Source organism: Pseudorhizobium flavum (assembly GCF_044142885.1).
GTDB classification, from domain to species: domain Bacteria; phylum Pseudomonadota; class Alphaproteobacteria; order Rhizobiales; family Rhizobiaceae; genus Neorhizobium; species Neorhizobium flavum.
Map to the genome: position 1 here is coordinate 119,857 of NZ_JBIOKZ010000004.1, position 26,666 is coordinate 146,522.

Below are 26,666 nucleotides of genomic sequence, written 5' to 3' on the forward strand. Positions count from 1 at the left end.
TGCCGGAGGAATTCCACCGGCAGACGCATCACCAATCGGCGAGCGGCAGATCTCGGCACCTGCTCAAGCAGCCGCCTTGACGGTCTCGTTGAAGAACAGAGCCTGGCTGATCAGCGCCTTTACCATGTCCGGGTTGAAGGGCTTGGTCACCAGGAAGGCGGGCTCCGGACGCTCGCCAGTCAGCAGCCTCTCCGGGAAAGCGGTGATGAAGATGACCGGCACCGTGGAGGTCTTCAGGATCTCGTTGACCGCGTCGATCCCGGAGCTTCCGTCGGCAAGCTGGATATCGGCCAGCACCATCTTCGGTTTCGAGCTCTGGAAGAGGTCGACTGCTTCCTTGTGGGTACGGGCGATACCCGTGACGCGATGGCCGAGTTCCTGGACCATCTGCTCGATGTCGAGCGCAATAAGCGGCTCGTCCTCGATGATCATGATGTCGGTCGCGACCTGGCGGGAGATCTCTCTCGATGCTTCATCGAGAAGTTCGGTGGCCTTCTGGACGCTGACATCCAGAACTTCCGCCGTTTCCTCAATTGTGAAGCCTTCTACGGAAACGAGAAGGAAGGCGTGGCGAGCCATCGACGGCAGCGAAGAAAGATTCGCAGCCGCACGCTGTTCCCAGGCGAAGGGGGATTCGATGGGCCGGATTTCGATCGATGTGGAACCAAAGATCGCGACAAATAGTTTGTAAAGCGAAACACGGTCCTTGGACGTTTCGGGAAAGATCGAGACATCCGCGATCAACGCTTCCAGTACGGCGGCCACATAGGCGTCTCCGGAAGTCTGGGATCCGGTGACGGCACGTGCATAACGGCGCAAGTACGGAAGGTGTGACGCAACGCGTGTAGTAAGTGACATACAGAATTCTCCCCTGTCGCCCGGCGGGCAATTACGTGGGAAGAACGTGGTGCCGGAAAAAAAGTTCCGCAAGGGGTGGAACTTTTTTTCCGTTGCCGCATTGTTTCCTCACGATATCGCAACAGGCTGCCGGCGTGATGAGTGACGACAACAGAAAAAAGCAAGACATGACCCTTTCCCCGCATGACATGAAACCCGGATCGATGCCGCCGAACGCATCGATCTCCCGGAAGCTGCGTGAGTTCTACGACGCTGTGCAGGAAGAGGGCATTCCTGATAGGTTTCTCGATCTTCTCGAGAAGCTTGAGACTGCTGAGCGCAACGCGCAGTCGGTTAAGGTGAAATGACGATGACCGAGAACGATGATCGCGGATTCAAGCGCGACCTTCTCGCATCCCTGCCGAATCTCCGTGCCTTTGCAGTTTCCCTGACGGGGCGCCACGACAAGGCGGACGATCTGGTTCAGGACACGATCATGAAGGCCTGGGCCAACCAGACCAGCTTCACGGCCGGTACGAACATGCGGGCATGGCTCTTCACAATTCTCCGAAACGAGTTCTACAGCCAGATGCGCAAGCGCGGTCGCGAGGTTCAGGACACTGACGGGCTGTTCAGCGAACGCTTTTCGGTTCACCCGGAACAGTACGGACGGCTGGATCTGCAGGACTTCCGCAAGGCTCTCGATACTCTTCCAGACGACCAGCGCGAGGCAATCATCCTCGTCGGTGCAGCGGGATTTGCCTACGAAGAAGCGGCAACCATCTGCGGCTGCGCCGTCGGTACCATCAAGAGCCGCGTCAGCCGGGCGCGTACCCGTCTGCAGGAACTGCTAGGCGTTTCGGGCGAGGGTGACTTCGGCCCTGACGCTGGGCACGCCGCAATCACGGCTCGTGCGTTCGGGAGTTAGTGATCCAGCTCCGGTACCAGCGGGAAGGCGGCGCGTGCCGCTGCCGCAAGCTCGTCCCCGAAGAAGGGTTTCGCGACCGCCGCGGAACCCGGTAACTCGTCCACCCGGGCAAGATCCTCTGCCATGAGCGTGGTCAGGATGACCCGGGTGCCGGAGTCCTGCCGGCGTCTGACCAATGGCGCAACCTCTCCCAGCAGGTCGACATCCAGCACCAGCAGTTCGAACAGGTCCTGGTCGAGCAGAGTGCCGAGTTCGGTCGGCGTTGCGATCCGGATCTCGCACGGCATCGCCTCGGCGAGGATGCGCTCGGCCTCCATCGCGACAAGATATTCCCGTTCTGCAATCAGGATAGTCGGGATCGACGGAATCGCCCTCTCCTTCCGAAAGAACCTCTATGGGAGCAGGAAAAATCACGGTCATTTAAAAAAGACACAGTGCGTCGGTCCGCGATAAGCTAGGAGCGGTTACCTCGCCACACGTGATTCATCATGGCCATATCCAAGCCTGCCGTACCGCCGCGCATCCCGTGCCAGCAGTGTCCGCTGCGGCCACGCCCTTCTTTCCGGGACTTTACCGAAGACGAGCTTGATTTCGTCGCGAGCTTCAAGGTCGCGGAGACGCCAGCCGAGCCGGGCATGGCGATCATGGTTGAAGGGGAGCGTAATCCCTCGCTCTACACCGTGCTGAGTGGCTGGGGCTTTCGCTACAAGATCCTTGAGGACGGCAGGCGCCAGATCCTTAACTATGTTCTGCCGGGTGACATGATCGGCCTGCAGGGCAACGTCATGAAGGAGATGCAGCATTCGGTGGAAGCACTGACCCGGATGACGCTTTGCACCTTCGAAAGGGAACGGTTCCCGCAACTTTTTCGCAGCCAGCCGACACTGGCTTTCGACATCACCTGGATTGCCGCGCGTGAGGAGTCCATGCTGGACGAGCACCTGCTGAGCGTCGGCCGGCGCAGCGCATACGAGCGCGCCGCCTATCTTCTTGCCTTCCTGGATGCACGCGCGCAGGCGGCTGTAGCCTCCCACACAGAGCTTCGCCAACTGCCGCTGACCCAGCAGCATGTGGCGGATACACTGGGCCTGTCACTCGTCCACACCAACAAGACCTTGAGAAAGCTGATGGATCAGGGGCTTGTGCGCTGGCTCGACCGCGGCTGCGAGATCATCGATGCCGCAGGTCTTTATCGAGCGGCGGAATGGCGCCCTCCGAAGGAGGGAGCCCGGCCTTTCATCTAGGCGGCATGTCGTGGCGCGGAGGGTTTCCCTCGCGCTTGCCCATCATTGGCGCAATCATGTCCATGCTGCGCATCGCGAGAAAACCCAACCCGCCTGCAATTGCAAGCGCGGCCAGTGGACGCGAGCGAACGAGGATCGGCAAGGCAGAGAGCCCCGCCGTGATCATCAGAGCGCGACCACCGCTGTTTGCGGCAGCCTCCCGCTTTCGTCTCTCTTCTGCGCGTGCCATGGATCCTGCGATGAGGAAGATGACCAGTGCAACGAAGAGACCGCCTCCGGCGATGGTGAGCAACGCCCCCACCGTCCCGAGGTGCTGCGCGATCGCAAGAGCCGCTGCTGCTACCAGGGCACCATAGGCCGTCAGCACGAAGAGCAGCATCAGCGCGTACAAAACGGCATTGCGCCGCAGACGGTTCACGAAGGCCGCCGCATCGATCGCTGCCACCGATGCCAGAAGCGGTGCCAGTCCGGAGAGCATCAGCGGCGGACCAGCAGAGCGATCAGGAAGCCTACGCCCGCGGCCATGGCCACCGCCTGCAGCGGGTTCGTGCGGATCTTGCCTTCAAGGTCCTTCTCAAGGGAGAGAGCTTGGTCGCGCGCGGCTTCTACCATCTGCATGGAGACATCTGTGGCATCATTGGTCGCCTTCCGCACGCGATTGCGGTAATCGCCGGCCTTGTCGGAGCCTACCGCAGCAACGGTACGTGCGAGATTTGCGATATCATCGCGAAGCTGCTGGAGCTGGGCCTCGATATCGCTCCGGGATGCGGAAGAGCCCATCGGCTCGTTCGGGGTATTGACGGGTGCCATCACTTACTCCTGTTATCGTCTCGGCAAGAAAATCATTCGGCGCAGTTCTTCGGCCGTCTCGACGAAAGCCGAAGAGCTAGAGCAAGATTATCGCGGGGATGGGGAAACCCAACCAGCCACAGAAGAATACCCTTTCATAGGAACCTCCTGAGGCGAACGCAACCGTGGCACGCGCGGCTCGCCCCCTCCGCGCTGCAAGCGGTGAATGGGCTCAAGGCGGTTTTGTTCCAGAAAAAGTTCCCGACCATCAAGAGCGGCGATCGAGATGATCCCGTAGGCCGTCCCCAAGAAGGCTGAATCCGAGAACCGAGAGGAAGATCGCCAATCCCGGGAGCAACGCCAGCCACGGCGCCTGGCCGACATAGGTCTGGGCATCTGCCAGCATCCTTCCCCAGCTCGGAGCGGGTGGCGCCATGCCGAGCCCCAGGAAGCTGAGGCCGGCTTCCGTAAGGATCGCGAGCCCCAACTGGATCGTCACCTGTACAATGATCTGCCCCGCGATATTGGGAAGCACATGCACGAGCGTGATCTTCCACTCCGCCCGACCCATGCCGATGGCTGCACTGACATATGGCAATGTCCAGATCTGCGTCGCCGCACCGAGCGTCAGGCGGGCGAAGACCGGGACCATGAAGACGGCGATGGCGATGATGGCTGTAAATTGCCCTGCCCCAAGGAAAGCCGCCAGCATCATCGCCGACAGGATCGGAGGAATCGCGAAGATGATGTCGCATCCCCGCATCACGACGGCGCTCCGCCACCCGCCGCGTGCCGCGACGGTAAGTCCAACCAAGGTTCCAATGCTGGCTCCGATTGCGACCGCCGCAGCCGCCGTAGAAAGGGAGTTCCACGCTCCTGCCATTAGCAGGGAGGCAACATCACGCCCGAACTGGTCGGTGCCAAGCAAGCCATACTCCAAGGGAGATTTCAGCCTCGACGCGATTTGCATCTTGGCCGGAGAAAACGGCGTCCAGAACAGAGAAAGGATGGCAACCAGCGACAAAGCCGTGGTCAACACCAGCCCAGCAAGGAGCAGCGGTCGACGAAGCATGGCACGGCTCATTGGCTTGCCACCCGCATTCTGGGGTCAATGACGAGATAAAGGATGTCCACGAGGAAGTTGACGATGATGACGAGTGCCGCGAAGAACAGCACCACATCCTGCATGACGATGACGTCGCGCTGGGACAGTGACTGGAAGGCGAGACGGCCGAGGCCCGGGAGATTGAAGACATTCTCCACCAGGACAGCACCCGCAACCAGAAAGGTGAACTGCAGGCCGAGGACGGTGACGATCGGCACGAGCGAAGCCGGGAGGGCGTGCCGCCAGACGGCCGCCCGCTCGCTCAACCCCTTGGCGCGGGCCGTCCTGATGTAATCCTCGGCAAGCACATCGAGGATCGCCGAACGGGTTACGCGCGTCAGCACTGCGGCCTGCGGCAGGGCGAGCGCAAGTGCCGGCAGCAGGAGCGCCCGGAAGGCGGTCGCGTAGCCGTCACTCCAACCCGGAAACCCGCCCGCCGGAAACCATCCGAGGCCAGTCGCAAAGAACATGATCAGCAGCAGCCCGAACCAGAATGAAGGAACTGCAATGCCGGCATAGGAAAACAGGGAAACCGCGAGGTCCACGGATCGATGGTGGTTCCGTGCTGCCTGCACCCCGAGCGGGATGGCGATGACCAGTGACACGAGGATGGCCATGGATGCCAACGGCAGCGTCACCGCAAGGCGTTCGCCGATCAGGCCGGCGACCGGCACCCCATAGGTGTACGAGACGCCGAGATCGCCTTGAAGCACACCACCAAGCCACTCCACATAGCGGAGCGGAAGCGGTCGATCCAGTCCCAGCTCCCTCTGTAGTGCCGCCAGCGTGTCGGGGCTCGCCGAGGTGCCGAGCATGATCGAGGCCGGGTCTCCCGGAAGCAGGTCCATCACCGTGAAGATGAACACCGACACGACAACAAGCGTCAGGATCAGGCCGGCAAAGCGGCGGGCGACAAGGCCGGTCATGATCGCTGGGCGGCCAGCCGTCTGGCACCGAGATCGCTCCTGACGCTGAAGGTGCTGTCCCCAAACATCCCCCACGCAGAGCCAGGTGAATGAAATCCAGCCACCTGCCTAATCTGAAGCACCACGGAGCGGCTGTCAGTCATTCCGGAACCTCGGCACTCACTCCTCCCAATAGACCTCCGCCAGCACATTCGAAGGGATCGGCTCGTTCTCCCACAGGCCCTTGAGCTTGCGGTCCCAGACGCCCAGCTTCGGCATCACGAAGAGATAGAGCGCCGGGACGTCCTCCGCCAGGATTGTCTGCGCCTCTCCATAGAGGGCTGCCTGTTCGCTGGCGTCACTGGTCTGCTGTACCTTGTCCAGCACCGCGTTGAAGGCCGGGTTCTTGTAGTTGAAGTAGTATGGGTCACGGGCATAGATGTCGATGTCCATCGGCTCGGCATGGGCGACGATCGTCATCTCGTAGTCCGCCGCCTTCAGCACGTCTGACACCCACTTGGCGGGAAACTCGGTGGTTTCGATGTTCATCGTCACGCCGATCTCGGCAAACATGGCCTGCATGATCTGCGAGGTCCGCTGCGCATAAGCCATCTGCGGCGCTTTGATCGTGAAGCTCAGGCCGTTTGCGAACCCCGCCTCCGCCAGCAGGGCTTTTGCCTTCTCGGGATCATAGGGATGAGTGCCGGTCAGGTCGACATAGCCCGGATCATTGGGCGTATAGTGGCTTCCGATCGGCGTGCCGAAGCCGGACCAGGCGCCCTCCACCACCATATTGCGATCGAGCGCCATCATCAGGGCCTGACGCACGCGCTTGTCATCGAAGGGTTTGCGGGCATTGTTCATGCCGGCGACGACCTTCAGTTCCGTATTGCCGATGACCGTAGTCAGCCGCTCATCGCCATCGAAACTCTGCATCAGTTCAGGTGCCGCGAATTCAGGGAATGCGTCCACATCCCCTGCCTTCAGCGCTGCTGCCTGCGCCTGGGGGTCCGACATGAAGCGGAAGGCAGCCGTTTCCAGCCGGGCTGCGGCTTCGGGGTTCCAATAGTCCGGATTGCGCGCCAGCTCTACCTTGTCCCCCCTAGCCCAGCTGACGAACTTGAACGGGCCAGTGCCAATCGGCGTCGTCTTGTTGTTCTCGGCTGAGCGGGTGCCAACCATGCTGGAGGACGGCCATGCCAGCCAGTAGAGAAGACTGCCGGTGGGCTTCGAAAGCTTCAGCACAAGCGTCTGCGCATTAGGCGTTTCGACGGATTCGACCGTCGCAAAATAGCGTTTCTGCGGATTGACGGAATCCTCCCCGCGCGCCCGCTCGATCGTAAACTTGGCGACGGATGAATCGAAGGCTTCGCCGTCATGGAAGGTGACGCCCGTCCGCAGCTTGAATGTATATGTCAGCCCGTCCTCGGAGATTTCCCAGCTTTCGGCCAGTTGGGGCTGGACCTGCCCGTCCCGGTCGATGGTCGTCAGCCCCTCGAAAATGTTCTGCCAGGTGACCTGTCCGATCGCGACAGGTGCGGCAATGGTCGGATCAAGACCCGTCGGCTCGACCGACATGCCGATGGTGACCGATGTCTTCGGAGCGGCAAGCGCATCACGGGGCGCACCCGCGCCCAATGCTGCCGTTGCGATGCAGGCGCTGATCGTCGCTGCGACGATCTTGGAACGAGTAGGCATTGGTCAAGCCTCCAACTGGAAAGAACCAGAGGCATATGACATTTCGCCAGCGAACACACAATAGTAAGAAAGAAGCACAGGCGTTGCCAAAATGGCTACACAGCATAGCGTCCGATGCTAGATTTGGGTTTGTCGGGCTTGAGCCATGTATTCCTCTATGAACTCAACCAGCGCGTTGGCCGCGTGAGACAGCTGCCGATCGGAGGACACGCAGAGATCAATCGATGTGTGGACGGCCTTCCCCTCCGCGACCGGCACCGCAGCCAGCAGGCCACCTTCTATCTCCCGCTGGACGGAGAGCGCAGGGAGCAAGGTCACCGCAGCGCCGCGCAGGACCAGTTCCTTCAGCATCTCGACAGAACTGCTGACAAAGACCGGATCGAGATCGATCTTCTCGTGGCCGAAGATATCCTCGATCGCCTGGCGAGCCGCAAAGCCGCGTTCGGGCAGGGCGAGCGGCATTCGCGCCAGTTGCTCCAGGGTGATGTCGCTCGCCTTTGCTGAAGGGTGGTTGGCGTTGATAATGACATCATAGACGATCTCGGAACGCAGCCGGAGCTTCACCCCGGCGGTCGATGGGGCAAACAAGGAGACTGCAAGATCGGCATCGCCGGAGCCAAGCGCCTCGATCGCCTGCCGGGCGCTGGTGATTGCTACTTCGAACCTCAGCTTCGGATGACGAAGACTGAATTGCGCCAGCACCGGCGCGATGACGTTGGCGACCGTGGCGCCGTTGGCGTAGATGACGACCTTACCACCCTCCAGACCCTGCAGGTCGTTGATGAGCTGATGGACATGTTCCAGTTCGCGCAAGGTCCTTCCTGCTCGATCCGCGAGCAGCCGGCCGGCCGCCGTCAGCCGGATACCGCGATTGTTCCTTTCGACGAGTGGGGCGCCGAAATGCTCTTCCAGGTTTTCGATCTGGCGGCTCACCGCGGTCGCGGCAACATTGAGGTTCTCCGCGGCCGCGCGCATCGAGTTGGTACGGACGACTTCGTCGAAGTACATGAGGGCGCGAAGGTTCATTCCCTTGGCCTCCCGTCAGTCACGACGAAAGCCCTCGCTCGCCGTCAACAGCCGGCGTGTATAGTCCTGCGAGAATTCGCGCCTTTCCAGCGCCTCCACAGGCACTGTTTCCACGACTTCTCCCCCCTTCATCACCGCTACCCGTTCGCACATGTGGCTGATGACGCCGAGATCGTGACTGACCATGACGAAAGTGAGGTGCCGGTCGCGGCGGGCCTGTTCGAGCAGGTTCAGGATCTCCGCCTGAATGGACGCGTCAAGCGCCGAGGTGGGCTCGTCAAGAAGCAGTATCTTCGGCTCGACGATCAACGCCCGGGCGATGGCGACGCGCTGCCGCTGCCCGCCTGAAAGCTGGTGCGAATACCGGAAGCGGAAACCGGATCCGAGCCCTACCTCATCCAGGGCCCTTGCAATACGCCGGTCGACCTCGTCGAAACCGTGGATCACCAGCGGCTCCAGCAACAGCCTGTCCACCGTCTGACGCGGATGCAGTGAGCCGTAGGGATCCTGGAACACCATCTGGACGGTGCGGTAAAAACCCGCGTCGCGTTTCCGGCCGTCATAGCTGCGGCCATCCACCGTCAGGCTTCCCTCCTGGAAGCGGGTCAGCCCGGTGACCGCCCGCAGCAGGGTGGATTTCCCCGACCCCGACTCCCCGACGATGCCAAAGGACTCGCCGTGACTGACGTCGACGCTCACCCGGTCGAGAGCCGCGAACCCGTCATAGACGACTGTCATGTCGCGTACGGAAAGGGCCGTCGTCATAGTGCCCACTCCGGCTTTCGCTCCAGTACGGGAAGTGGATGGCGACGTTCGCCGATCTGTGGCAGGCAGTTCAGCAGGCCTTGCGTATAGGGATGCTTCGCCGCATGCAGATTGGCCGACGAAAGCTCCTCGACGACCCGCCCCGCATACATGACGAGTACCCGGTCGCAGAAGGTTGAGACCAGGCGCAGGTCATGGCTGATGAAGATCAGCCCCATACCGCGCTCGGCCACAAGCTTGTCCAGGATACCGAGCACCTCGATCTGGACGGTCACGTCGAGTGCGGACGTGGGCTCGTCGGCGATCAGCAGTTCCGGCCCGCAGATCAGCATCATGGCGATCATCGCCCGCTGGCCCATCCCGCCCGAGACCTCGTGTGGATAAAGGGTAAAGACCCGCTCCGGATCATTGATCTGTACTGCCTCCAGCATGGCGAGCCCCCTCGCCTTCGCGTCCGACCGGCCGATATCCTCGTGCGTCTGCAGGGTCTCGACGATCTGGCGTCCGATCGTCATCACCGGGTTCAGCGAGTATTTCGGATCCTGCAGGACCATGGCCATTCGCCTGCCGCGCAGTCGACGCCTCTCCTTGAGCGACAACCGCAGCAGGTCCTCGTCCGCGAAGGTCAATCGGTCCGCGCTGATCACCGCCTGCGGCGCCGTCAGCCCCATGATGGCGCGGCCGGTCTGCGACTTTCCGGAGCCCGATTCCCCGACGATCCCCAGGCGCTCACGGCCGAGTTCGAAGGAGACCCCGCGAACGGCCTTGACCAGTCCGGCGCGCGTTGGAAAGCTGACTTGCAGGTTCTTCACGCTCAGGAGCGGCGTCATTGCCCTGCCTCCTTCGGATCAAGCGCATCACGCAGTCCGTCGCCGAGCAGATTGAAGCCGAGGCTGACGATCAGGATGGCAAATCCGGGCATGGCGGCCACCCACCACTGGTCGAGAATGAACCGGCGGCCGGAGGCGATCATCGCCCCCCATTCCGGCAGCGGCGGCTGGGCGCCTAGTCCCAGAAAACCGAGGCCGGCGGCCGTCAGAATTATCCCGGCCATGTCGAGCGTCACCCTGACGATCAGTGACGAGAGGCAGAGAGGCATGACATGACGCAGGACGATCCGCGACGGCGATGCTCCCATCAGCCGCACGGCGGAGATGAACTCAGAGTTGCGGAAGGTCATCGTCTCCGCCCGGGCGATGCGTGCATAGGGTGGCCAGGAGGTGACGGCGATCGCCAGGATCGCATTCTCGATGCCGGGTCCGAGCGCCGCAACGAGCGCAAGCGCCAGCACCAGCTTCGGAAAGGCGAGGAAGATGTCGGTGATCCGCATCAGTACGGCGTCCACCCATCCGCCGGCATAGCCGGAGACCGTACCGACGATCAGTCCGACAGGTGCCGCGATGACCGCGACCAGCACCACCACCAGCAGCGTCAGGCGCGAACCGTGGATCAGGCGCGAGAGGATGTCACGGCCCTGGTCGTCCGTGCCGAGGATATAGCCATCGGCGCCCGGCGGCAGCAGCCGGGCGTTTCGCAGATCGCCCTGCAACGGATTGTGCGGAGCAAGGACATCCGCGAACGCCGCCACGAACAGCAGCGCGAGCAGGATCAGCAGACCGAGAAGGGCGAGGCGGTTTTCCGAAAAGCGCCGCCAGATGACATAGGCGCGACCGAGCCGCGCCTGCCGGCGCGACGACGGCCTGTCCGACAGCAGCCACTCGCGGCTGTAGGGTCTGGGAGGTGTCTCGGCAATGCTCATCGGCTGCGCGTCCTTGGGTCGAGCGTCCGGTAGAGGAGGTCGGACAGAAGGTTGATGCCGACGAAGACGGAGCCGATGACCACGGTCCCGCCGAGCACGGCGTTCATGTCCGCATTCTGCAGTGAATTGGTGATGTAGAGCCCAAGCCCCGGCCAGGCGAAAATCGTTTCCGTCAGTACAGAGCCTTCGAGAAGACCTGCATAGGAGAGTGCGATTACGGTGACGAGGGGGACCGCCGCGTTGCGTAGGGCGTGGAACCAGATGATCCTCGCCTCTGACAGGCCTTTCGCCCGCGCGGCAACGATATACTCCTGTGAGAGCTCGTTCAGCATGAACGACCGGGTCATGCGGCTGATATAGGCGAGCGAGAAATAGCCGAGCAGCGAGCCGGGAAGGATGATGTGCCGGAACAGGTCCCAGAGCACGTCCCACTGTCGCTGCATGGCCGCATCCAGGATGAAGAACCCGGTGACTGGGGTGAAGCTGTATTCGTAGACGATATCGACGCGGCCTGGATAGGCGACCCAGTTGAGCTTCGCGTAGAAGAGGAGCAGTGCGAGCAGGCCAAGCCAGAAGATCGGCACCGAGTATCCGACGAGGCCGATCACCCGGACGATCTGGTCGATGATGGAGCCACGCTTGACCGCCGCGAGCACGCCAAGCGGCACGCCCAGGACCGCACCGATGATCGTGCCGACCGTCGCAAGCTCGATCGTCGCGGGGAACACCCGCTTGATGTCGGTGAGCACGGGGTTGGTGGTCAGGACCGAGGTGCCGAAATCGCCGGATAGCGCCTGCTTCAGGTAGATCCAGAACTGCTGGTAGAGCGGAAGGTGAAGGCCGAGCTCCAGCCTTACCCGTTCGACCACATGCGCCGGCGCACGATCACCGACGATCGCGAGCGCCGGATCGATCGGCACGACGCGGCCGATGAAGAAGGTGACGGCAAGCAGGCCGAGGAATGTGGTGGCGACCGTCAGCAGGAAGCCGAGGATCGCCAGCCCGCGACGCCTGGCGCGGCTCTCGCCGTGCCGGAGCGTCGCATTGGTGTCAGAAATAGCCAAGGTTCGACCCGACTATTCCTTGGAGACGCTATGGAGGAAGTTGGTATCGAAGCTCGGACCGAGCTTGTAGTTCTTCAGCTTGTCCGAATAGCCGGCGACTTCCGTCTGCTGGAAGATAATCACGAAAGGACCCCGCTCCAGGACTTCCTTCTGAAGCTCCTCGTAGATGGCCGCGCGCTTGTCGCTGTCCTTCTCGAGAAGGGCGGCCTGGGTCTTCTCAGTCAGATCCTGCGGATCCCAGGCATTGCGCCAGGCCAGCGTCTTGTTGGTGCCCTCATCCGAATTGTCCGCATTGTAGGTGAAGGTCTCGGCATTGGAGTTCGGATCGAAGTAGTCCGAACCCCACTGACCGATATAGATGTCGTGCTGGCGCGCGCGGTACTTGGTCAGCGTCTGCTTGCCGTCGCCGGGGATGATCTCCAGCTTGATGCCAGCCTGGGCCAGCGTCTGCTGCACGTTCTCCGCAATGCCCGTCACCGGCTGCGTGTTGCGCACGTCCATCGTCACCGAAAAGCCGTCGGCAAGTCCTGCCTTGGCAAGCAGTTCCTTGGCCTTCTCGACGTTCAGGCTGTACGGCGTGTCGTTCGATGCTCCCAACTGGCCGGCGGGAAGGAATGTCTGGTGGATCGTGCCGATGCCCTTGATCAGCGTCTCGCCGATTGCGTCATAGTCGACGAGATACTTGAAAGCCTCCACCACCTCGGGCTTCGCCAGGTTCTCGTTCTTCTGGTTCAGGCTGAAATAGTAGATCGTGCCCTTCGGCGCAGATGTGGTGTCGAGACCTTCCTTGTCGGAGATCGCCTGGATGTCTCCGGGCTCAAGGTTACGCGCCACATCAATATCGCCGTTCTCGAGCGCAAGGCGCTGGCCTGCACTTTCCTTCATGTGGCGGTAGATGACCCGTGCCAGGGGGGCCTTTTCGCCGAAATAGCTGTCGTTCCGCTCCAGCACGACGACCTCGTTCGCACGCCATTCGCGCAGCTTGAACGCGCCCGAACCCGCATAGCCGGTCTTCAGGAAGGCATTGCCGAAATCGCTGTCGTACTTGTAGTCCTCGCTCGGAGTGACCGGCTGGGCGTTCTCCATGACCAGCTTCTTGTCGACGACCGACGCCACAGTCGAGGTCAGCACGTTAAGGACGAAGCTCGGTGCATAGGGCTTGTCCACGGTGAGTACGAACGTGCTTTCGTCGGCAGCCTTCGCCTTCTCTGTGACGTTGTCCCCGGTGAGCCCGAACTGGGTCAGCAGGAAGGCGGGGGACTTGTCGAGCTTGACAGCACGCTCGAAGGAGAAGGCAACATCTTCCGCCGTGATCGGATTGCCCGAAGCGAAGGTGAGGCCAGGCTTCAGCTTGAACGTGTAGGTCAGGCCATCATCGGAGACGGTCCAGCTGTCGGCAAGCTCTCCCACGACCTTCGACGTGTCGTTGAGGTCAAGCCCGACGAGCTTGTTGTAGGTGTTGGCGGTCACTTCGGCCGTCGAGATCTCGAAGGCTTCCGCGGGATCAAGCGTGATGATGTCGTCGAAGGCCCAGCCCTGCACCAGCGTGTCGGCCGGAGTTGCGGCAAATGCCTGCGGCGTCCCGGCCAGAAGCAGCGCCATTGCGGCACTCGTTGCCATCAGGCGCACGCGTTTGTTCAGCAAGTCGATCATTGTTCTTGTTCCCCTGTTGATCAGTTGCTTTTCCGGCAGTCGGCCCGCTATTCGCGCCAGGCCGACGCCAGGATCCTGAGCCAGTTCTCCCGGCAGATCTTCTTCAAATCATCGTCACCGTATCCCGCGCCCCGGAGGGCCGCAACCAGATTTTGAGTGCCTCCGGCATCCCCTATGGCCGCTGGAATCGTGGCCCCGTCGAAGTCGGATCCGAGGGCGACATGCTCGATTCCCATGCGCTCCACCAGGTAGTCCACATGCCGGACCATGTCCGAAATCGGGGTATCGGCACTGTCGCGTGCATCGGGCCGCAACATGGTCACTGCGTAGTTCAGCCCCACGATCCCCTTCGTCTCCCGTATGGCATCCAGTTGCCGGTCGGTCAGGTTGCGGGCGACGGGTGTCAGGGCATGCGCATTCGAATGGCTGGCGACCAGCGGCTGGTCGGTGATCTTCGCGACGTCCCAGAAGCCCCGTTCGGTTATGTGCGCAAGGTCAACGAGGATGCCCATCCGGTTGCAGGCGCGCACCAGCTCGAAGCCCGCCTCGGTGAGCCCCGGCCCCGCGTCCGGCGACTTCGGATAGGAGAACGGAACACCGTGACCGAAGATATTGTTGCGGCTCCAGACCGGGCCAAGCGACCGCAGCCCCGCCGCATAGAAGACCTCTAGGTTGTCGAGATCGGCATCGATCGGCTCGCATCCCTCCATGTGAAGAACGGATGCAAACACCCCGTCTGCCATCGCCTGGCGGATGTCCGCCGTGGAGCGACAGATGCGCCACGCCCCTGCCCTTCCCAGTCGTAGCGCGATTGCCGTCTTTTCGAGAGCGATCTCAAGCGAGGGTTCGAGCACTAGCGGCGCGGCCAGCGGCGTGTCGTAGTGGCCGGATGCGCCCGGCTCCTTGAGGATCAGGTCGCCGGACGGGATGTAGATGGCGCAGAAGCCACCCGCCAGCCCACCCGCTCTGGCGCGCGGGGAATCGATATGTCCGTTGGTCACCCCGCCGATATACTCGGCAATCGGATCACCGCCCGCCTTCATCGTTCGCCAGAGCCGCAAGAGCACGTCGTTGTGGCCGTCGAACACGAGTTCCATGGAATGTCCTGAGAGGCTTGAAAGGGGAGTCGGGGGCGGATGTCTCGCCAATCCTATCCAGCACGCCTATGGCCGCAAGCCCAATTTCGCGATGCTGAACAGTTGAGCAAAGCTACCAGGCGATCACCTCGCCACCGCGATAGCGTTCCACTTCCTCCAGAAGCCAGGAGCGGAAGGCGACCACGGGACGGAAGTCCGTCTTGGTGAGGGGCGCAACCGCATAATAGGCGCTCGGGCTGCGCACCTGATGCGGATAGGCCTGCACCAGTTGGCCTGTCGCGAGTTCTGAATCGATCAGGAAGAGCGGCATCAGCGCGACGCCCAGTCCGGCCGCACAGGCCTGCGCGACGCTGCCAAACTGTTCGAACCGCATGCCCTGTGCAGGTCCGCCGGCAATGCCCATGCTCTGGAACCAGTGAACCCAGGCACCGGGCCGAGAAGCCATATGCAACAGCGGCAGGTTCAGGATATCTTCCGGACGCGTGATTGGGTGCTCCGCAAGGAAGGCGGGGCTGCAGATCGGCGCAACCATTTCCTCCATCAGGAAGGTACAGTCGGCGCCCGGCCAGTCGGGCTGGCCGATATGGATCGCCATGTCGATGCCGTCCCGATCGAAGTCGAAGACACCGATGCGGGTCGCGAAGTTTAGAGTGATCTCCGGATGCCGGGCGACGAAGCCTGGAATGCGGGGCATCAGCCAGCGGGTGCCGAAGGTCGGAAGGATCGCGAGGTTCAGGGTGTCGCTATGCCGTTTTGTCATGGCCTGCAGCGAGGCAGACCGTATCTGCGATAAGGCGGCACCGACCGATTTCGCGTATTCCGCCCCCGCCGATGTCAGCACGACGCCGCGGCTCGTTCGCTCGAAGAGGAGAATGCCCAACAGGTCTTCGAGCCCGGAAACCTGCCGGCTGATTGCGCCTTGCGTCAGAGCGAGCTCCTCCGCGGCCGCCGAAAAGCTGCGGAGGCGCGCAACGGATTCGAATGCCGCAAGCGCAGCAGTGGAGGGAAGCAGTCGTCGACTGAGGCTGGTCATGTCCAGTATTACTATCAGTCATGGGAGAATGAGTAAACGCGCCTTGCCGTGTCAAAGGCGCTGACCGATAATCCGGCAACAACAATTGGAGGCTTACCGTGAGCGGACGTGCAGCATTTTCCTGGGAAGACCCCTTCCTTCTCGACGACCAGTTGATCGATGAAGAGCGCATGATCCGCGACGCGGCAGCCGCTTTCGGCAAGTCGGAACTCCTGCCTCGCATTCAGGAAGCCTATCTCAACGAAACGACCGAGCCGGAACTCTTCCGCCTGATGGGCCAAGCCGGACTTCTGGGTGTGACGCTGCCGGAGAAATATGGGGCGGCGGATGCAAGCTACGTCGCCTACGGGCTGGTTGCGCGCGAAGTCGAGCGTGTCGACAGCGGCTATCGTTCGATGATGAGCGTCCAGTCCTCGCTGGTGATTTATCCAATCTACGCCTATGGCTCCGAGGAGCAGAAGGACAAGTACCTGCCCGGGCTGGTCTCCGGCGAACTGATTGGCTGCTTCGGGCTGACGGAGCCGGATGCCGGCTCCGATCCCGGCGGCATGAAAACCCGCGCCGAGAAGATCGACGGCGGCTATCGCCTGCGCGGCTCCAAGATGTGGATCTCAAATGCGCCGATTGCGGATGTCTTCGTCGTCTGGGCAAAATCGGAAGCCCATAACAACGAGATCCGCGGCTTTGTGCTGGAGAAGGGCATGAAGGGCCTGTCGGCGCCTAAGATCGGCGGCAAGCTGTCGCTGCGTGCCTCGATCACGGGTGAGATCGTCATGGAGGGCGTCGAAGTTGGTGAAGATGCACTGCTTCCGAATGTCTCCGGACTTAAAGGGCCGTTCGGCTGCCTCAACCGTGCCCGCTACGGCATCTCCTGGGGCGTCATGGGTGCGGCGGAAGACTGCTGGTTCCGCGCCCGCCAGTATGGCCTCGACCGTAAGCAATTCGGCAAGCCGCTCGCCGGCACCCAACTCTACCAGAAGAAGCTCGCCGACATGCAGACCGAGATCGCCCTCGGCCTGCAGGCATCGCTCCGCGTCGGCCGCCTGATGGACGAGAAGAAGATGGCGCCGGAAATGATCTCGATCGTCAAGCGCAACAATTGCGGCAAGGCGCTCGACATCGCCCGCCAGGCGCGCGACATGCACGGCGGCAATGGCATCCAGATCGAGTACCACGTCATGCGCCACGCGCAGAACCTCGAGACGGTCAACACCTATGAGGGCACGCATGACGTCCATGCCCTGATCCTTGGCCGCGCCCAGACCGGCATCCAGGCATTCTTCTGATACACTGCGCCTATGCCGGCGGCTGCTTGGCGCCGGCATAGGTCGCCGGTGTCGTCGGGGGCCTTGGATCGATCTGCAGGAAGGCCTATGTGAAGGAAGCGGAAAGAGCGATCTTGCCGCTGTTCACGCCATTTCCCGGGGCTCCTCCGGCGTCCAGCCAGCAGGATCGGCTGCCGGCATGTCCGCTCCGGCCCCACCGGCTCCGGTCTTTCAGATCACGAAGGTTTACACGATGCACTCCTATCCCGACATTCAGCTCTTCATCGATGGCACCTGGCGCGACGCCGCCGGCGGCGAGACCATTCCCGTTTCGGATCCGGCTACGGAAGAGGTGATCGGGAAGATCGCGCACGCCCGTCAGGCGGATCTCGATCTGGCGCTTGAAGCGGCTGAACGCGGCTTCAAGACCTGGCGGGAAACCTCTCCCCTCGAGCGTTCGAAGATCATGCGCAAGGCCGCCCAGCTGCTACGCGAACGCGTCGGCTACGTCTCCTGGCTGATGACCCGCGAACAGGGCAAGCCGCTGGCGCAGTCCAAGGCCGAGATCCTCGGCGCGGCCGACACGATCGACTGGTTTGCCGAAGAGGGCCGTCGCACCTACGGGCAGGTCATCCCGTCGCGCTTCAGCGGCGTTTCGCAGATGACGGTGAAGCTTCCTGTCGGCCCGGTCGCCGCTTTCACGCCCTGGAACTTCCCGATCAACCAGATCGTCCGCAAGCTCTCCGCAGCGCTCTGCACCGGCTGCCCGATCATCGTCAAGGCCCCCGAGGAAACGCCCGCCTCCCCTGCCGAACTGATCCGCGTCTTCGTAGACGCCGGCGTGCCGGCGGGCGTCGTGAACCTCGTCTACGGCATTCCGTCCGAGATCTCTGAGTACCTGATCCCGCATCCGGTCATCCGCAAGATTTCTTTCACCGGCTCCACTCCGGTGGGCAAGCACCTGGCAGCCTTGGCAGGCCAGCACATGAAGCGCGCCACGATGGAGCTCGGCGGCCATGCCCCGGCGATCATCTTCGACGATGCCGATCTGGAAAAGGCAATTGAGGTGACCGCGGCCGCAAAGTACCGCAATGCAGGCCAGGTCTGCGTCGCACCCACCCGCTTCCTGGTGCAGGACGGTATCGCCGATCGCTTCCTCGAAGGTTTCGTCAAGGCCTCCCAGGCGATCAAGGTGGGCAACGGGCTGGAAGAAGGCGTGACCATGGGTCCGCTTGCGAACGAGCGCCGCATCCCCGCCATGGAGGAAATGATCCAAGACGCCGTTTCCCACGGCGCGGAGCTGAAGACCGGCGGCAAGCGGATCGGCAACAAGGGGCATTTCTTCGAGCCGACCGTCCTCGCAAACGTGCCGACTTCGGCCAAGATGATGAACGACGAGCCGTTCGGTCCACTCGCCATCATCAACCGCTTCTCGTCGGTCGAGGACGCGCTCGAGGAAGCAAACCGCCTGCCCTTCGGGCTCGCCTCCTATGCCTTCACGGGTTCTGTGAAGACGGCGCACGCGCTGAGCCGCAACATGGAGGCCGGCATGCTGACCATCAACCACAACGGACTGTCGATCCCGGAAGTGCCCTTCGGCGGCATCAAGGATTCCGGATACGGCACGGAAGGCGGCTCGGAAGCAGTCGAGGCCTATCTGGAGACCCGTTTCGTCACCCAGATGAACTGAGGCGTCCTCGCGCTATGCAGAAAGGCTGGCGTATCGATCCGCCGGCCTTTTTACGTATCTCGCCTACTCGGCAGCAAACACCTGCGCCCGCCGCAGCGTCACGAAACCCTGCTCGCCCGCTCGGATCGCCAGTTCGGGCTCCACGTCGAATTCCAGATGTTCGCTTTCGACCGTGATCGCCATGACGCGACGTCCGCCAGGCCGATCGAGGATACGCGTGATGGTCGCAGCGATACCCGGCCCCGTAGGTGACCAATCAAGATCACCGGGACGCGCGTAGACCTCCGCCGCGCCATCTTCCACGCCACGAGCAGGCACCGAGGCGCCTCCTGAATAGGCGATGCCGCCGCGCACCTCCGCCGAAAACCGGTTGGCGTCACCAAGGAAGCGGGTCACGAAGGCAGACTTCGGATCGCGGCAAACGGTCTCCGGTGTTCCCTCCTGGACGATCGTCCCCTCGTTCAGGATCACCACCCGGTCCGCTAGATCGAGCGCCTCTTCCTGATCGTGGGTCACGAAGAGCGTGGTAATGCCGAGTTCGTCGTGGATCTCTCGCAGCCAGCGCCGCAGATCGCGGCGAACGGCGGCATCGAGTGCGCCAAAGGGTTCATCGAGCAGCAGCACTTTCGGATCAACGGCAAGCGCCCGGGCCAGCGCGACACGCTGACGCTGCCCGCCGGAGATCTGTGCCGGGAAGCGTTCCCCCAGACCTTCCAGCCGCACGAGCCGCAACAGATCCTCGACGCGCTGGGCGATCACCGCCTTCTCGCGTTTGACCTTCGAGACCTTCATCCCGAAGGCGATGTTCTCCGCCACGGTCATGTGCGGGAAGAGCGCATAGTGCTGGAAGACGAAGCCGACGCCGCGCTCACGCACCGGAATGTCGGTCGCATCCTGCTCCCCGAAATAGATATGCCCCCCATCGGCGTATTCGAGCCCGGCGACCATGCGCAGGATCGTCGTCTTGCCGGAACCCGAGGGTCCGAGCAGGGCGACCAGCTCACCGCTCTCGATGTCCAGCGAGACGTCCCGGACGGCGCGAAAGGTATCGAATGTCTTGACGACGTGCTCGAGGCGGATCTTCATTGCTTTGGCTCCACGGCAGGCACAACCGGCGCAGACAAGGCGGGACGACGAACACGTCCCGCACCCTGCCGCTCCAGCGCGACCTTGGCGATGATGGTGAATACGGCGATGACCGCCAGTATGGAGGCCGAGGCGAAGGCGCCGGCCGCCTGGTAGTCATGGTAGAGCAGCTCGATGTGCAGCGGCAGCGTGTTCGTCTGGCCGCGGATATTTCCGGACACCACGGACACGGCACCGAACTCGCCCATCACGCGGGCATTGCAGAGCACCACCCCGTAGAGCAGGGCCCACTTGATGTTCGGAAGCGTGACGGAAAAGAAGGTTCGCCAGCCCGATGCGCCGAGCGAGGTCGCAGCTTCCTCAAGATCCCGCCCCTGCGCCTGCATCAGCGGGATGAGTTCACGCGCCACGAAGGGTGCGGTGACGAACATGGAGGCAAGCACGATACCGGGCAGCGCGAACAGCACCTTCACATCGTAGGCGTCGAAGAGTGGCCCGAGATAACCCTGCAAACCGTAAACGAAGAGGTAGGCGACACCAGCGACGATCGGTGAGATCGAGAACGGGATCTCGATCACAACCAGCAGGAAACGGCGACCGGGGAAGTCGAACTTGGTGATCGCCCAGGCTGCGGCCACCCCGAAGATCGTATTGATCGGGACAGCGATCAGCGCAGTCACCACCGTCAGGAAAATGGCGTGGCGCGTGTCGGGATGGACGAGCGTCGAGGCATAGACGCGCCAGCCTTCCGAGAAGGCTTCGAACCCGATGACGATGAGCGGGGCCAGGATCAGGAGCGCGCCGATGATCAGTACAAGTGCGATCAGGGACCGGCGGAATAGTGGCTGGTCGCCGACGCGCGGCGGCTTGCGGCCGGGATGGACGGCAGACATCCTCAGTTCCTCACGGTGTAGCGCAAGGCCCGCGCCTGCAGCAGGTTGGTGATCGCCAGCATTGCAAAGGCCGTGAAGAGCAGGACGGAGGCGATGGCGGCGGCGGCCTGGTAGTCGTATTCCTCCAGGCGGATGAAGACGAGAAGCGCCGTGATCTCCGTCGACATGGGCTGATTGCCCGCGATGAAGATGATGGCACCGAACTCGCCCAGCGAGCGCGCGAAGGAGAGCGACAGCCCGGCCAAGAGCGCCGGCTTCAGCAGGGGAAAGATCACCTTCCGGAAGATCGTCCAGTCCGAGCCGCCCAGGGATTGACCAGCCTCTTCCAGCGCCGGACCGAGATCCTCCAGCACCGGCTGCACCGTCCGCACGATGAACGGCAGCGACGTGAAGCACATGGCGATCATGATGCCGAGCGGGGTGTAGGCGACTTTGACACCCAGGTCGGAAAGGACCGAGCCGAACCAGCCGTTACTGGCGAACAGCGCGGTCAGCGAAATCCCCGCAACGGCAGTGGGCAAGGCGAAAGGGAGGTCGACCATGGCATCGACGAGCCGCCAGCCAGGGAAGCGGTAGCGGGTCAGGACCCAGGCCAGCGCCAGACCAAAGACCAGGTTGAACGCCGTCGCGCCCAGTGCAGTGAGCACCGTCACGCGGTAGCTCGCAACCGCGCGCGGCGACGAAATGATCGACCAGTAATCGGCAGGACCAAGGCTGGCCGCCTTGAAGATCAGTGCCGTGAGGGGCAGCACCACGATCAGGCCGACATAGAAGAGCGTGACGCCGAGCGAAAGTGACAGTCCCGGCAGGACATTGCGTCTCAAGCGTATTCCCCTGTTCTTGGAATGCGAAACCCGACGGTCTTTCGACCGCCGGGAGGGTCGTCCTGGGAGACGGATCAGCGGCTGCCGTACAGCGTGTCGAGCGTGGCGCCGGAGGCGAAGTGCTCCTCCTGAATCTTGCTCCAGCCACCGAAGACATCATCGACGTTGACGAGACGGATATCCGGGAACTGGTCCTTGAATTCGGCGGAAACCGTTTCGTTGTGGACACGGTGACCGAATTCGGCGGCAATCCGCTGCCCTTCTTCCGTGTAGAGGAAGTCGAGATAGCTCTTTGCGAGATCGCGGGAGCCGCGCTTGTCCACCACCTTGTCGACAATCGCCACCGGGAACTCCGCAAGCAGGCTGACGGACGGCACGACCGCGTCGAACTTGTCTTCGCCATACTGCTTGGCAATGGCGCGGGTCTCGGCCTCGAAAGTAATGATCACGTCGCCGATCTCGCGCTCGACGAATGTGGTCGTTGCGGCGCGGCCGCCGGTGTCGAAGACCGGGACGTTGTCGAAGATCTTGCTGATGAACGCTTCGACCTTCTCCTCGTCTCCACCGAAGGCTTCCTTCGCGTAAGCGGTTGCCGCGAGATAGGTGTAGCGGGCATTGCCCGAGGTCTTCGGGTTCGGGAAGATCACCTGCACGTCGTCGCGCGCCAGATCGTTCCAGTCCTTGATGTTCTTCGGGTTGCCCTCGCGCACCAGGAAGGACGGGAAGGAGTAGAAGGGGGAGGCGCTGTTGGGGAAATCCTGCTGCCAGTCATCCGAGACGAAACCCTGCTTCACCAGGAAGTCGATGTCCGTGACCTGGTTGAAGGTGACGACATCCGCTTCCAGTCCCTCGACGATCGCACGGGCCTGCTTCGACGTACCGGCATGCGACTGGTCGATGGTGACGCCGGGGTTCTGCTTCACAAAGGCTTCGTTCTCCGCCGCAAAAATTTCGCGGGCGATGTCATAGGACGCGTTGAGGAGGGTAGTCGGCGACTGAGCAAAGGCCGGCGCGGCAAACAGGGCGGCGAGAGCAGTGCCAAGGACGAGGAGGCGGTTCATGGAGGTCTCCGGAATTCGTTGATGTCCGGAAGGTACCGATTGATCCTTGCGACTGCGAGGAACCGGCGCCCCACGCCGCGGCCCGCATGGGAAATCTTTTCTTTTTATCGGTAGTCGCACGACAGATATCTCCCACCGCCAAGAGATAAGCCCACCTTGGGAACACGATACTCAGAGGCGATGGTCGGGAAACAGGCTGCCGTGCTTGCCGCCGAGATAGGCGTCGATGCTCTCCGCCTGCACCTCGTCGAGGCTTGCGGGCGACCACTGCGGGTTGCGGTCCTTGTCGATGATTGCCGCACGCACCCCTTCGTAGAAGTCGTGATTGCGCAGAATCTCCACGCCCGCGCCGAACTCCCGTTCGAGGCATTCCACGAGCCCCGAGCTCTGGCGTCCGGCGCGCAGCAGGCGCAATGTCAGCTTTAGGCTGGTCGGCGAACGCTTGAGCATTGTGTCGCGGGTGGTGGCGGCGAACTCCCCATCCTCATCGGCGAGTGCTTCAAGGATGTCTTCGACACGATCGAAGCCAAAGCAGCGATCGATCACAGGCCGGTTCTTCTCGGGTGCGCTCTCTGTAGTCTGAACTGAAAAACGAGCAATCGTCGCTTCGACGCTTCCGTCGTCTGCTTCTCCAGAGAGCGCCCCAATCGCTTCCACCAGCGCATCCAGTCGATCCGACGGTACAAGAGTATCGGCAAGTCCCGCATAGATCGCACCGGCTGCGTCGACTTCGATGCCGGTCAGCCCCATCCAGGTTCCGACTTCCCCCGGTGCCTTCGGAAGGAGCCAGGTGGCACCCACATCCGGGAAATAGCCGATACCGGTCTCGGGCATGGCGAGCCGCGTCCGCTCCGTCACGATGCGATGACGGCCATGGGCAGAAAGTCCGACGCCGCCCCCCATGGTGATGCCGTCCATCAGAACGACATACGGTTTGGGATAGTGCGAAATGGCATAATTAAGCGGAAATTCCTCGCGCCAGAAACGGGTCGCTTCGGGATCGCTACGCTTTCCCATGTCATAGAGCACGCGGATGTCGCCGCCGGCACAGAGGCCCCTCTCGCCTTCTCCCTTCAAGATGACAGCCTGAATGGACGCATCGTCCAGATACTGCTCCATCGCCTCCCGGATCGCGCGAACCATTGGCAGATTGAGGCTGTTCAGCGCCTTAGGCCGATTGAGTCGGATCACCGCAGCCGATCCCACCCTGTCGAGAATGACTTCGTCGCTCATCGCCCTGCCTCCCTGTTCATCGATTGTCGGCCAGAATCATCTCCGCCGCCTTCTCGGCAATCATGATAGTCGGGGAATTGGTGTTGCCGGAAACGATATTCGGCATGATCGACGCATCCGCTACGCGCAGCCGTCCGACTGCTCGCAGCCTCAGGCGCGGGTCGACAACGCTGTCAGGATCGGCTCCCATGCGCACGGTGCCGACCGGGTGAAAGATGGTCGTCCCGATCTCGCCCGCCGCCTTTTCGAGATCGGCGTCGCTCTCGTAGCTCGGCCCCGGCCTGTACTCCTCCGGATAGTAGCGCGCGAAGGACGGCTTGCGGACGATCTCCCGCGTCAGCCGGATCGCCTTGACCGCAACTTCGCGGTCGGCCGGTGACGACAGGTAGTTCGGCTTGATCGCCGGCGCTGCGGCAAAGTCGCTGCTCTTCACATGAACCGAGCCGCGGCTTTCCGGCCTGAGGTTGCACACGCTGGCGGTCATGGCCGGGAAGCCATGGACAGGATCGCCGAACTTGTCGAGAGAGACAGGCTGGATGTGGTATTGCAGGTCGGGCATCTCCTTATCCGGGCCCGATCGCGTGAAGATCCCAAGCTGGCTCGGCGCCATGGACATCGGCCCTGAGCGGCGGAAGGCGTATTCGAGACCGATCGCCGCCTTGCCGATGAGGCGGGATGCCTTCTCGTTGAGTGTCGGAACTCCTGTCACCTTGTAGACCATGCGCAGTTGCAGGTGATCCTGCAGGTTCTCGCCAACGCCCCTCACCTCCTTGACGACTTCGATGCCCGCCTGCTGCAGCACGTTTCCGCGGCCGATCCCGGAAAGCTCGAGGATCTGTGGCGAGCCGATGGAACCGGCACTCAGGATGGTTTCGCGGGAGGCTAAGGCTCGCTTTGCCACACCGCCATGCTGGAAGTCGATCCCCTTCACCTCGCCGTCCTCGACGATCAGCCGCCGTGCATGGGCCTTGGTCAGGACAGTCAGGTTCCGCCTTCCCTTGGCGGGGCGGAGAAAGGCCTTGGAGGTGTTCCAGCGTATCCCCGACCGCTGGTTTACGTCGAAGTAGCCAGAACCCTCGTTGGAGCCGCGGTTGAAGTCTTCGGTGATCGGGATGCCGGCCTCCTCGGCCGCCTTCTGGAAGGCATCGAGCACCGCCCAGCGCACCCGCGACTTCTCCACCCGCCATTCACCGCCGGCGCCGTGGAGGTCGTCGGCGCCACGGTAATGGTCCTCCGACTTCTTGAAATAGGGCAGCACATCGTCCCACCCCCAGCCATCGCAGCCCAGTTGACGCCAGAGGTCATAATCGCGCGCCTGGCCCCGCATGTAGATCATGCCGTTGATGGATGAGCAGCCGCCCAGCAGCTTGCCGCGCGGATAGGAGAGCGAGCGACCGTTCAGCCCCTCTTCCTTCTCGGTGGTGAAGCACCAGTCGGTGCGCGGGTTGTTGATGCAGTAGAGATAGCCGACGGGGATGTGCACCCAGTGATAATTGTCGGTGCCGCCGGCTTCCAAGAGCAGCACACGGTTGCGGCTGTCGGCCGACAGCCGATTGGCGAGCACGCATCCCGCGCTTCCCGCCCCCACGACGATGTAGTCGTACTGTTCCATTCCGCGTCTCCAAAGGCTCGCCGTCACCACAGACGAAGCCTGCAGTCCAGTTGCCTCGATTTTGTGCGATGGACGCGCGCCCAGGCGCGTCCGGTCCGCCTACTGCCTGTGTTCAAACCCCAGCCTGCGACCGAGCCGCGAGGCGTAGAACTCGCCGATGATGCCGCGGCGGAAGACGAGCACGCAGACCATGAAGACGACGCCGGTGATGATCGTGACCGGGAAATCGGAGGTAGCCAGATAGTTCTGTAGCGTCACCACCAGACCAGCACCAAAGATCGGTCCGATCAGGGTGCCGATGCCGCCAAGCAGAGTCATCAGGATCACCTCGCCCGACATCTGCCAGGTCACGTCCGTCAGCGTCGCGAACTGGAAGACGAGCGACTTCACGCCGCCGGCGAGCCCGGCGAGCGCTGCCGACATGACGAAGGCACCGAGCTTGTAGTGGGCCACCGAGTAACCGAGCGACGTCGCCCGTGCCTCGTTCTCGCGGATCGACTTCAGGATCATGCCGAAGGGCGAGTTGACGAAGCGCCATATGACGGCGAGGCCGATGATGAAGACGGCCAGCACGAAGTAGTACATGTTCGTCGCTACATTGAGATCGATGAAGCCGAAGAGATGTCCGCGCGGCACCTGCTGTATGCCATCCTCGCCGCGCGTGAATTCCGCCTGAAGGCAGAAGAAGAAGAACATCTGCGACAAGGCCAGCGTGATCATCGCGAAGTAGATGCCCTGGCGGCGGATAGCGACGAAGCCCATGATGAGCCCGAGCACGGCCGCGCCCGCCACGCCGAGCAGCACGCCCAGTTCCGGTGTCCAGCCCCATTCCTTCACCGCATGTGCGGTGAAATAGGCCGCACCACCGAAGAAGGTGGCATGGCCAAAGGAGAGAAGACCCGTATAGCCCAGCAGCAAGTTGAAGGCGCAGGCAAAGAGGGCGAAGCAGAGCAGCTTCATCAGGAAGATCGGGTAGAAGAACATCGGCGCGAACAGCAGGAAGGCAAGCCCCGCCAGAAGGAACGCCGCATAGGTGGACGATGCCACCGGCGCCCTTTCGTTCCGTATGCCGGTTGTCGTGTGGGTGGTATGGCTCATG

General features: G+C 62.4%; 27 protein-coding genes. 5 read left to right on the top strand and 22 right to left on the bottom strand.

Annotated elements, in window-relative coordinates; genetic code table 11:
- Nucleotides 1-63: 63 nt before the first annotated feature.
- Nucleotides 64-858: a response regulator gene (locus ACEPP2_RS10045; protein WP_052639501.1), complete on the bottom strand. Its 795-nt coding sequence runs from the start codon at nt 856-858 to the stop codon at nt 64-66.
- Nucleotides 859-1,025: 167 nt separating this feature from the next.
- On the opposite strand from ACEPP2_RS10045, the gene ACEPP2_RS10050 reads away from it, so the two are divergent.
- Together ACEPP2_RS10050 and ACEPP2_RS10055 are read left to right on the top strand one after the other, a co-directional pair.
- Nucleotides 1,026-1,205, top strand: a complete 180-nt coding sequence (locus ACEPP2_RS10050; RefSeq protein WP_077549788.1) for a NepR family anti-sigma factor — start codon at nt 1,026-1,028, stop codon at nt 1,203-1,205.
- Nucleotides 1,206-1,207: 2 nt separating this feature from the next.
- Nucleotides 1,208-1,765, top strand: a complete 558-nt coding sequence (locus ACEPP2_RS10055; RefSeq protein WP_052642188.1) for an RNA polymerase sigma factor — start codon at nt 1,208-1,210, stop codon at nt 1,763-1,765.
- Here ACEPP2_RS10055 and ACEPP2_RS10060 read toward each other — a convergent pair.
- Nucleotides 1,762-2,082, bottom strand: coding sequence for a hypothetical protein (locus ACEPP2_RS10060; RefSeq protein WP_077549789.1), 321 nt, complete (start codon nt 2,080-2,082; stop codon nt 1,762-1,764). The two genes, ACEPP2_RS10055 and ACEPP2_RS10060, sit on opposite strands and share 4 nt — an antisense overlap.
- 171 nt (nt 2,083-2,253) lie before the next feature.
- Between ACEPP2_RS10060 and ACEPP2_RS10065 the strand changes: the two genes are divergently transcribed.
- Nucleotides 2,254-3,009, top strand: a complete 756-nt coding sequence (locus tag ACEPP2_RS10065) for a Crp/Fnr family transcriptional regulator (RefSeq protein WP_077549790.1) — start codon at nt 2,254-2,256, stop codon at nt 3,007-3,009.
- On the opposite strand, the gene ACEPP2_RS10070 is transcribed toward ACEPP2_RS10065, so the two are convergent.
- The 13 genes from ACEPP2_RS10070 to ACEPP2_RS10130 form a co-directional block, all read right to left on the bottom strand.
- A complete protein-coding gene (locus ACEPP2_RS10070; protein ID WP_077549791.1) occupies nt 3,002-3,487 on the bottom strand; it encodes a hypothetical protein in 486 nt (161 codons plus the stop codon). The genes ACEPP2_RS10065 and ACEPP2_RS10070 overlap by 8 nt on opposite strands.
- The gene (locus ACEPP2_RS10075) at nt 3,487-3,819 is read right to left on the bottom strand and encodes a DUF883 family protein (RefSeq protein WP_052639506.1); all 333 of its coding nucleotides are present in this window, start codon (nt 3,817-3,819) and stop codon (nt 3,487-3,489) included. The genes ACEPP2_RS10070 and ACEPP2_RS10075 overlap by 1 nt, the downstream gene beginning before the upstream one ends.
- A gap of 247 nt (nt 3,820-4,066) precedes the next feature.
- Nucleotides 4,067-4,882, bottom strand: coding sequence for an ABC transporter permease (locus tag ACEPP2_RS10080; protein ID WP_395516513.1), 816 nt, complete (start codon nt 4,880-4,882; stop codon nt 4,067-4,069).
- Nucleotides 4,879-5,829 (bottom strand): ABC transporter permease, encoded by a 951-nt coding sequence (locus ACEPP2_RS10085; RefSeq protein WP_395516514.1) that lies wholly within the window; start codon nt 5,827-5,829, stop codon nt 4,879-4,881. Before ACEPP2_RS10085 ends, ACEPP2_RS10080 begins: the two co-directional genes overlap by 4 nt.
- Before the next feature lie 159 nt (nt 5,830-5,988).
- Nucleotides 5,989-7,506, bottom strand: a complete 1,518-nt coding sequence (locus ACEPP2_RS10090; RefSeq protein WP_395516515.1) for an ABC transporter substrate-binding protein — start codon at nt 7,504-7,506, stop codon at nt 5,989-5,991.
- Nucleotides 7,507-7,623: 117 nt separating this feature from the next.
- Nucleotides 7,624-8,532, bottom strand: a complete 909-nt coding sequence (locus ACEPP2_RS10095; RefSeq protein ID WP_281976444.1) for a LysR family transcriptional regulator — start codon at nt 8,530-8,532, stop codon at nt 7,624-7,626.
- A 15-nt stretch (nt 8,533-8,547) separates the two neighbouring features.
- Entirely contained in the window at nt 8,548-9,297 is a 750-nt protein-coding gene (locus ACEPP2_RS10100; RefSeq protein ID WP_395516516.1) for an ABC transporter ATP-binding protein, read from the bottom strand.
- The gene (locus ACEPP2_RS10105; RefSeq protein ID WP_395516517.1) at nt 9,294-10,127 is read right to left on the bottom strand and encodes an ABC transporter ATP-binding protein; all 834 of its coding nucleotides are present in this window, start codon (nt 10,125-10,127) and stop codon (nt 9,294-9,296) included. The genes ACEPP2_RS10100 and ACEPP2_RS10105 overlap by 4 nt, the downstream gene beginning before the upstream one ends.
- On the bottom strand, nt 10,124-11,056 hold the full coding sequence (locus tag ACEPP2_RS10110; protein ID WP_052639513.1) for an ABC transporter permease: 933 nt from the start codon (nt 11,054-11,056) through the stop codon (nt 10,124-10,126). The genes ACEPP2_RS10105 and ACEPP2_RS10110 overlap by 4 nt, the downstream gene beginning before the upstream one ends.
- Nucleotides 11,053-12,114 carry an ABC transporter permease gene (locus ACEPP2_RS10115; RefSeq protein ID WP_395516645.1) on the bottom strand — a complete coding sequence of 354 codons (1,062 nt, stop codon included), beginning with the start codon at nt 12,112-12,114 and terminating at the stop codon, nt 11,053-11,055. The genes ACEPP2_RS10110 and ACEPP2_RS10115 overlap by 4 nt, the downstream gene beginning before the upstream one ends.
- A gap of 18 nt (nt 12,115-12,132) precedes the next feature.
- Nucleotides 12,133-13,773, bottom strand: a complete 1,641-nt coding sequence (locus tag ACEPP2_RS10120) for an ABC transporter substrate-binding protein (RefSeq protein ID WP_395516518.1) — start codon at nt 13,771-13,773, stop codon at nt 12,133-12,135.
- A 47-nt stretch (nt 13,774-13,820) separates the two neighbouring features.
- Nucleotides 13,821-14,870 (bottom strand): dipeptidase, encoded by a 1,050-nt coding sequence (locus ACEPP2_RS10125; RefSeq protein WP_395516519.1) that lies wholly within the window; start codon nt 14,868-14,870, stop codon nt 13,821-13,823.
- A 112-nt stretch (nt 14,871-14,982) separates the two neighbouring features.
- Entirely contained in the window at nt 14,983-15,903 is a 921-nt protein-coding gene (locus tag ACEPP2_RS10130; protein ID WP_395516520.1) for a LysR family transcriptional regulator, read from the bottom strand.
- A gap of 98 nt (nt 15,904-16,001) precedes the next feature.
- Between ACEPP2_RS10130 and ACEPP2_RS10135 the strand changes: the two genes are divergently transcribed.
- Together ACEPP2_RS10135 and ACEPP2_RS10140 are read left to right on the top strand one after the other, a co-directional pair.
- Complete coding sequence (locus ACEPP2_RS10135) at nt 16,002-17,189, top strand: acyl-CoA dehydrogenase (protein WP_395516521.1); 1,188 nt, start codon at nt 16,002-16,004, stop codon at nt 17,187-17,189.
- 232 nt (nt 17,190-17,421) lie between these two features.
- Nucleotides 17,422-18,858: an NAD-dependent succinate-semialdehyde dehydrogenase gene (locus ACEPP2_RS10140; RefSeq protein ID WP_395516646.1), complete on the top strand. Its 1,437-nt coding sequence runs from the start codon at nt 17,422-17,424 to the stop codon at nt 18,856-18,858.
- A 63-nt stretch (nt 18,859-18,921) separates the two neighbouring features.
- On the opposite strand, the gene ACEPP2_RS10145 is transcribed toward ACEPP2_RS10140, so the two are convergent.
- The 7 genes from ACEPP2_RS10145 to ACEPP2_RS10175 form a co-directional block, all read right to left on the bottom strand.
- Complete coding sequence (locus tag ACEPP2_RS10145) at nt 18,922-19,944, bottom strand: sulfate/molybdate ABC transporter ATP-binding protein (RefSeq protein ID WP_395516522.1); 1,023 nt, start codon at nt 19,942-19,944, stop codon at nt 18,922-18,924.
- Complete coding sequence (gene cysW / locus ACEPP2_RS10150; protein WP_395516523.1) at nt 19,941-20,837, bottom strand: sulfate ABC transporter permease subunit CysW; 897 nt, start codon at nt 20,835-20,837, stop codon at nt 19,941-19,943. The genes ACEPP2_RS10145 and cysW overlap by 4 nt, the downstream gene beginning before the upstream one ends.
- A gap of 2 nt (nt 20,838-20,839) precedes the next feature.
- The gene (gene cysT, locus ACEPP2_RS10155; protein WP_395516524.1) at nt 20,840-21,661 is read right to left on the bottom strand and encodes a sulfate ABC transporter permease subunit CysT; all 822 of its coding nucleotides are present in this window, start codon (nt 21,659-21,661) and stop codon (nt 20,840-20,842) included.
- A gap of 74 nt (nt 21,662-21,735) precedes the next feature.
- Nucleotides 21,736-22,722, bottom strand: a complete 987-nt coding sequence (gene cysP / locus ACEPP2_RS10160) for a thiosulfate ABC transporter substrate-binding protein CysP (protein WP_395516525.1) — start codon at nt 22,720-22,722, stop codon at nt 21,736-21,738.
- A 171-nt stretch (nt 22,723-22,893) separates the two neighbouring features.
- Complete coding sequence (locus ACEPP2_RS10165) at nt 22,894-23,955, bottom strand: enoyl-CoA hydratase/isomerase family protein (protein WP_395516526.1); 1,062 nt, start codon at nt 23,953-23,955, stop codon at nt 22,894-22,896.
- Between the two features lie 16 nt (nt 23,956-23,971).
- Nucleotides 23,972-25,567, bottom strand: coding sequence for a GMC family oxidoreductase (locus ACEPP2_RS10170; RefSeq protein WP_395516527.1), 1,596 nt, complete (start codon nt 25,565-25,567; stop codon nt 23,972-23,974).
- A gap of 99 nt (nt 25,568-25,666) precedes the next feature.
- Nucleotides 25,667-26,665, bottom strand: coding sequence for a branched-chain amino acid ABC transporter permease (locus ACEPP2_RS10175; protein ID WP_395516528.1), 999 nt, complete (start codon nt 26,663-26,665; stop codon nt 25,667-25,669).
- Nucleotide 26,666 lies beyond the last annotated feature (1 nt).

Excerpts from the sequence above, each read along its gene's own strand:
- ACEPP2_RS10045 (WP_052639501.1), bottom strand. The coding sequence starts at position 858 with ATGTCACTTACTACACGCGTTGCGTCACACCTTCCGTACTTGCGCCGT.
- ACEPP2_RS10050 (WP_077549788.1), top strand. The coding sequence starts at position 1,026 with ATGACCCTTTCCCCGCATGACATGAAACCCGGATCGATGCCGCCGAAC.
- ACEPP2_RS10055 (WP_052642188.1), top strand. The coding sequence starts at position 1,208 with ATGACCGAGAACGATGATCGCGGATTCAAGCGCGACCTTCTCGCATCC.
- ACEPP2_RS10060 (WP_077549789.1), bottom strand. The coding sequence starts at position 2,082 with ATGGAGGCCGAGCGCATCCTCGCCGAGGCGATGCCGTGCGAGATCCGG.
- ACEPP2_RS10065 (WP_077549790.1), top strand. The coding sequence starts at position 2,254 with ATGGCCATATCCAAGCCTGCCGTACCGCCGCGCATCCCGTGCCAGCAG.
- ACEPP2_RS10070 (WP_077549791.1), bottom strand. The coding sequence starts at position 3,487 with ATGCTCTCCGGACTGGCACCGCTTCTGGCATCGGTGGCAGCGATCGAT.
- ACEPP2_RS10075 (WP_052639506.1), bottom strand. The coding sequence starts at position 3,819 with ATGGCACCCGTCAATACCCCGAACGAGCCGATGGGCTCTTCCGCATCC.
- ACEPP2_RS10080 (WP_395516513.1), bottom strand. The coding sequence starts at position 4,882 with ATGAGCCGTGCCATGCTTCGTCGACCGCTGCTCCTTGCTGGGCTGGTG.
- ACEPP2_RS10085 (WP_395516514.1), bottom strand. The coding sequence starts at position 5,829 with ATGACCGGCCTTGTCGCCCGCCGCTTTGCCGGCCTGATCCTGACGCTT.
- ACEPP2_RS10090 (WP_395516515.1), bottom strand. The coding sequence starts at position 7,506 with ATGCCTACTCGTTCCAAGATCGTCGCAGCGACGATCAGCGCCTGCATC.
- ACEPP2_RS10095 (WP_281976444.1), bottom strand. The coding sequence starts at position 8,532 with ATGAACCTTCGCGCCCTCATGTACTTCGACGAAGTCGTCCGTACCAAC.
- ACEPP2_RS10100 (WP_395516516.1), bottom strand. The coding sequence starts at position 9,297 with ATGACGACGGCCCTTTCCGTACGCGACATGACAGTCGTCTATGACGGG.
- ACEPP2_RS10105 (WP_395516517.1), bottom strand. The coding sequence starts at position 10,127 with ATGACGCCGCTCCTGAGCGTGAAGAACCTGCAAGTCAGCTTTCCAACG.
- ACEPP2_RS10110 (WP_052639513.1), bottom strand. The coding sequence starts at position 11,056 with ATGAGCATTGCCGAGACACCTCCCAGACCCTACAGCCGCGAGTGGCTG.
- ACEPP2_RS10120 (WP_395516518.1), bottom strand. The coding sequence starts at position 13,773 with ATGATCGACTTGCTGAACAAACGCGTGCGCCTGATGGCAACGAGTGCC.
- ACEPP2_RS10125 (WP_395516519.1), bottom strand. The coding sequence starts at position 14,870 with ATGGAACTCGTGTTCGACGGCCACAACGACGTGCTCTTGCGGCTCTGG.
- ACEPP2_RS10130 (WP_395516520.1), bottom strand. The coding sequence starts at position 15,903 with ATGACCAGCCTCAGTCGACGACTGCTTCCCTCCACTGCTGCGCTTGCG.
- ACEPP2_RS10140 (WP_395516646.1), top strand. The coding sequence starts at position 17,422 with ATGCACTCCTATCCCGACATTCAGCTCTTCATCGATGGCACCTGGCGC.
- ACEPP2_RS10145 (WP_395516522.1), bottom strand. The coding sequence starts at position 19,944 with ATGAAGATCCGCCTCGAGCACGTCGTCAAGACATTCGATACCTTTCGC.
- cysW (WP_395516523.1), bottom strand. The coding sequence starts at position 20,837 with ATGTCTGCCGTCCATCCCGGCCGCAAGCCGCCGCGCGTCGGCGACCAG.
- cysP (WP_395516525.1), bottom strand. The coding sequence starts at position 22,722 with ATGAACCGCCTCCTCGTCCTTGGCACTGCTCTCGCCGCCCTGTTTGCC.
- ACEPP2_RS10165 (WP_395516526.1), bottom strand. The coding sequence starts at position 23,955 with ATGAGCGACGAAGTCATTCTCGACAGGGTGGGATCGGCTGCGGTGATC.
- ACEPP2_RS10170 (WP_395516527.1), bottom strand. The coding sequence starts at position 25,567 with ATGGAACAGTACGACTACATCGTCGTGGGGGCGGGAAGCGCGGGATGC.
- ACEPP2_RS10175 (WP_395516528.1), bottom strand. The coding sequence starts at position 26,665 with ATGAGCCATACCACCCACACGACAACCGGCATACGGAACGAAAGGGCG.